General features: G+C 55.0%; 6 protein-coding genes and 1 pseudogene. 3 read left to right on the top strand and 4 right to left on the bottom strand.

Annotated features, from left to right (window positions below; translation table 11 throughout):
* Positions 1–150 precede the first annotated feature (150 nt).
* Complete coding sequence (locus ACREAY_RS10520) at positions 151–282, top strand: hypothetical protein (protein WP_431755725.1); 132 nt, start codon at positions 151–153, stop codon at positions 280–282.
* On the opposite strand, the gene prf1 is transcribed toward ACREAY_RS10520, so the two are convergent.
* On the bottom strand, positions 272–1,546 hold the full coding sequence (prf1, locus tag ACREAY_RS10525; RefSeq protein ID WP_431755726.1) for a peptide chain release factor aRF-1: 1,275 nt from the start codon (positions 1,544–1,546) through the stop codon (positions 272–274). The genes ACREAY_RS10520 and prf1 overlap by 11 nt on opposite strands.
* 92 nt (positions 1,547–1,638) lie before the next feature.
* Here prf1 and ACREAY_RS10530 point away from each other — a divergent pair, with 92 nt between their 5' ends.
* Positions 1,639–2,187 (top strand): CBS domain-containing protein, encoded by a 549-nt coding sequence (locus tag ACREAY_RS10530; RefSeq protein WP_431755727.1) that lies wholly within the window; start codon positions 1,639–1,641, stop codon positions 2,185–2,187.
* On the opposite strand, the gene ACREAY_RS10535 is transcribed toward ACREAY_RS10530, so the two are convergent.
* Positions 2,188–2,328 (bottom strand): hypothetical protein, encoded by a 141-nt coding sequence (locus tag ACREAY_RS10535; protein WP_431755728.1) that lies wholly within the window; start codon positions 2,326–2,328, stop codon positions 2,188–2,190.
* An 87-nt stretch (positions 2,329–2,415) separates the two neighbouring features.
* On the opposite strand from ACREAY_RS10535, the gene ACREAY_RS10540 reads away from it, so the two are divergent.
* Positions 2,416–2,898 (top strand): hypothetical protein, encoded by a 483-nt coding sequence (locus ACREAY_RS10540; RefSeq protein ID WP_431755729.1) that lies wholly within the window; start codon positions 2,416–2,418, stop codon positions 2,896–2,898.
* A gap of 7 nt (positions 2,899–2,905) precedes the next feature.
* On the opposite strand, the gene ACREAY_RS10545 is transcribed toward ACREAY_RS10540, so the two are convergent.
* Positions 2,906–3,196 carry a hypothetical protein gene (locus ACREAY_RS10545; RefSeq protein ID WP_431755730.1) on the bottom strand — a complete coding sequence of 97 codons (291 nt, stop codon included), beginning with the start codon at positions 3,194–3,196 and terminating at the stop codon, positions 2,906–2,908.
* Positions 3,197–3,327: 131 nt separating this feature from the next.
* Positions 3,328–3,703 (bottom strand): annotated as a pseudogene (locus tag ACREAY_RS10550) (type II glyceraldehyde-3-phosphate dehydrogenase); the annotation flags it as partial.

Consider the following 3,703-nt stretch of genomic DNA (forward strand, 5'->3'; position numbering starts at 1 on the left):
GGTGAACTTTGAGTTGAGTGGCCATCTCTCGGTGAGGTGTTAGCTGTCTACCTTTATTTATTACTTGTCAAGCTATTTTTGACCAAATTGTCAGTGAGAAGGCACACAAAACCGCAAGCTAGATATGCGCTCCCCGCCAAAAAAACAGGCATGGCAAGATGCGATTGCGGACGCGAAACAAAGTCGTTTGAGGCGTGCTCGCCGACGGGCTGCAGCACCTTTGTCGTCTGCTCTGGCTGCTTCAAGGAAATGGCCGCATGCAAGTGCGAGCCTACTGCATGACCCTATATCTCAGGATGGCGCCGGTCTTGCCAAGCGATGCCAGCTGCACGCCTTCTTCCATCTGGCCTGAAATCACCTCGAGCCTCGCGCCCGTCATCGTCGCCAGTTCCTGCATGTGGTCAACAATGTCCTTTTCCGTCACTTCATAGTCTGTCGCGCCGCAGCTGGGGCAGGGCTTGGTTGACATCTCTTGCTTTGTAGATATGATGGCCGCCCTTTCGAGCACCCTTTCCTGGACGGCCTTGCACGACCTGCACTTGAAATCGAGTTTGACGTAGGTGACGTCGTCTGTAACGAGAACCAGCTCGGCCATGTTGCCCTGCAGCGCCTTTAGCACGTCAAAGATGCCATAGATGCCAAGGCCCTTGCTCGAATGCACCTCTCCCATGAACTTTTTGACGAGCTGCTTTTCCTCCATGACGCGAAATTCTGCCAGGATGCCGTCCTTTTGAACCTTGTCTATTATCTCGCGAACGCCCTCGTCGCCGGAATAAGACGTGTCAAGCGTGACAAGTATGTTGTTCTGCAAGCGATAGTCTAGGTACTCCTCTTTCAAGAAATTGTCCTTGGTCGGCCCCGGCCCGCCGACGATGAGCCCCTTGACGGGATACTGGTCGATGAACACTTTTTGGGCGTGGTCTGCGACCCTGTGGTAAAACTCGTTAAGCTCGTTGTCGCGCAGGCGCTCAAACCTCCTCGCCGACTGGCCTCCCTGCCGGTGCTTGCCGGCGACGCCTGAAGTAAGTTTATCGACAGTCTCCCACCTGTCGCCAGTCAGTATGCCGAGGCCCGACTCGGTGGTGTCGATTGCCAGTATGCCTATCACCTTTTCGTCCTTCATCATCTCCTTCAGGTTGTCGGTCCAGAAATGGTCGTCGCACCTGTAGAGGCTCATCTGGATTGGCTTTGGCGGGATGACCGAGTACAGCTCGATCTTTTCCTTCCCTATGCCCTTGTCGTTTGGGATGGCACCGCAGAAAATCACGAGGCCGTTTTCCGGCGTGTCTTTGAATAGTTTCAGGTGCTCCATGGTCTTGGACAGCGCGTCCTGGACGTGGCTCCTTGTCAAATCTGACTTTATGTTGGAAGCCGTGCCTGCTTCGTTGCGCAGCTGGCCGACTACGTCAAATATCGGCCGCCGTGGCGGGACGTATACCGTGACAAGCTCGGTGCCGTGGCCGGATATACTTGACAGTTCGTTTATCATCTTGGTCAGCTTGTAGCGCTTGACCGAATCCCACTTTGCTCCCTTGTCGTTGCCCACGGCTAACGTGAAAAATCCGCACGCACATAATATAAGGCTATAAGAATTCGCAGGCGGAAGGGTATATAGGCAAAGGGCGCCCAGTTACGCCGTTGCTGCCCCGGCTGGAGTACATAAAGCAGGCGAGGATAAGGCTCGGCATCACGCAGCGCAAGCTGGCGTCGCTCACCAACGTCAGCACGTCGATGATAAACCAGATAGAGTCGGGCCGGTGCAAGCCCAGCTACGACACCGCGCGCAGGATCTTTGAAATCCTTGGATCACTGGAAGGCAAGACGTCCATGAAGGCCGGCGACATCTGCAGCAGGCTCCTCATAACGGTGCAAAAGGAAGAGCGCCTGCACAAGGCGATAGACATGATGCGCCGAAATTCCATCAGTCAGCTCCCCGTGCTTGACGGGTCAAAGGTGGTCGGCATACTGACAGAAGACGGCCTTGCCAAGATAATGGTGGAAAAGGTAGAGCTGAAAGACACGCCGGTTTCGCGGGTGATGGAGTCGCCCCCGCCACTGGTGGACGTGTCGACCCCCGCCAAGGCGCTCGTGCCGCTCGTGAGGTTCACAAAGTGCATACTGGTGAGCGAAAAGGGGAACCTGGTAGGCATCGTGACGATAACTGACACGCTAAAGATGGTAGAGTAGTCAGTCGCGCAGTTTTTCAAGCCCGACGCAACAGTCGGCGCACTTCATGCACTCCGGGCACAGGCTGACCTCTGCGCCCACCGGCAGCGTCGTGCCGCAGAGCGCGCACTCTTTTCTCGCCTGGACCTGAGAGCGCTTCAACGACGTATCTAGTCGGCCGGCGGTATTTTAATGCTTTCCAGGCCGGCCGGACAAGGATTAAAAGTGCTATAGTCCTGAAAACGGGCTGTGAACGCGCTCCCGCTGCGCATGGTGTTTTCCGGCAAGGCATACGTCGCCCTTGCAGCTGCGATAGCAGCAAGCTTTTGGGTCCTGTTCAGCGTGTTTGACCAGCTGCTGTTCATCTATCCGATTCTTGATTTTTACATACCTTCTGACGCCTACATCAGTTTCCCACTTTCAATCGTCACTGCAATCCTTCTTGGCGTCGTGCTCAGCATGAACGTGTACATCTTTAAAAATTCCAAGGTTAAGGCGGGCGCCTCGCTCTTTTCCGGCTCTGCATTAAGCGTGGCGTCGAGCGCGTGCGCGGGCTGCACATCCGCGACGTTCTTTTTCGCCACGACGTTTGGCGTCGCCGGCGCGGCCGCGACCAGCCTGCTCATAGAGTACCAGCTGCCGCTCCGCCTTGCCGGCGTTGGGTTGCTGGGGTGGGCGTACTATTCTGCCCACAGGCGCCTTTTGCAGTCGTGCGTCATCAAGCCAAAATAAAATGACGCTAGCGCGGGATTGCCGCCAGCCCCTTCTTGAGGTCTTCAAGGACCATCGCGGGATGGAATTCCACCTTTGCCCCCATCTGGAAGAACGGCTCTGCTATCGCCGGTATCATGTCGGTTGATGACATGTCTGCGATGAAAACGGCGGTCCTGTCTCCGTTTATTTCAGTAAAGTATGCCGCTTCTGCCTTTATGTTCTTCATGAAGCCTTCAATGTTCTGGATAAAGTTCGGGTCTTTTACCATCTTGTTCCCTGCTTCCGTCGGAATAAGGACGCGGATAACGAATCTCATTGATGGGAGTTGATTTCTAGCGTATAAAAGAATGAGGTGAGAAGATTATGGTGCCAGATATCTGGCGCACGCCATTTCCTTGGCTATTAGGCACACACCATTCTTAATGGATCCCGAATGGTTTACGGAACCTACTTGAACTCGTCTTCCAGCATCTTGCGCTTTTTGCCGACCTGAAACAGGCTGTCCGTGCGCTTTAGCGCCTCGTCCCTCGATCTTTTGAAGACCATAGACTGGATGAGCATGTGGTTCTCCGGTATCACCATGCCCGTCTGGTCGTCAGAGTAGCCCAGCTTGACGATGTCGTCCTGCACGCGCAGGATCTCGGCGTGCACGTGCACCATGTTGGTGTCGCCGTGGGCAAACCCCAACTCCATCGCCTTTTTGCGCACGTCGCCGGTGCCCTTTGCAGAGCTCAGTATCGCGACGCCAAACTCGTTTCTGTAGCATTCCAGTATCTCGTCCTTGGAAGGAGCCTTGCCGTCAAAGCGTATGGTCATGTGGTGC

Source organism: Nitrososphaera sp. (assembly GCF_050748925.1).
Classification (GTDB): Archaea; Thermoproteota; Nitrososphaeria; order Nitrososphaerales; family Nitrososphaeraceae; genus Nitrososphaera.

Bases quoted from the DNA above. Each gene is read 5' to 3' on its own strand.
- ACREAY_RS10520 (WP_431755725.1), top strand. From the start codon at position 151: ATGGCAAGATGCGATTGCGGACGCGAAACAAAGTCGTTTGAGGCGTGC.
- ACREAY_RS10545 (WP_431755730.1), bottom strand. From the start codon at position 3,196: ATGAGATTCGTTATCCGCGTCCTTATTCCGACGGAAGCAGGGAACAAG.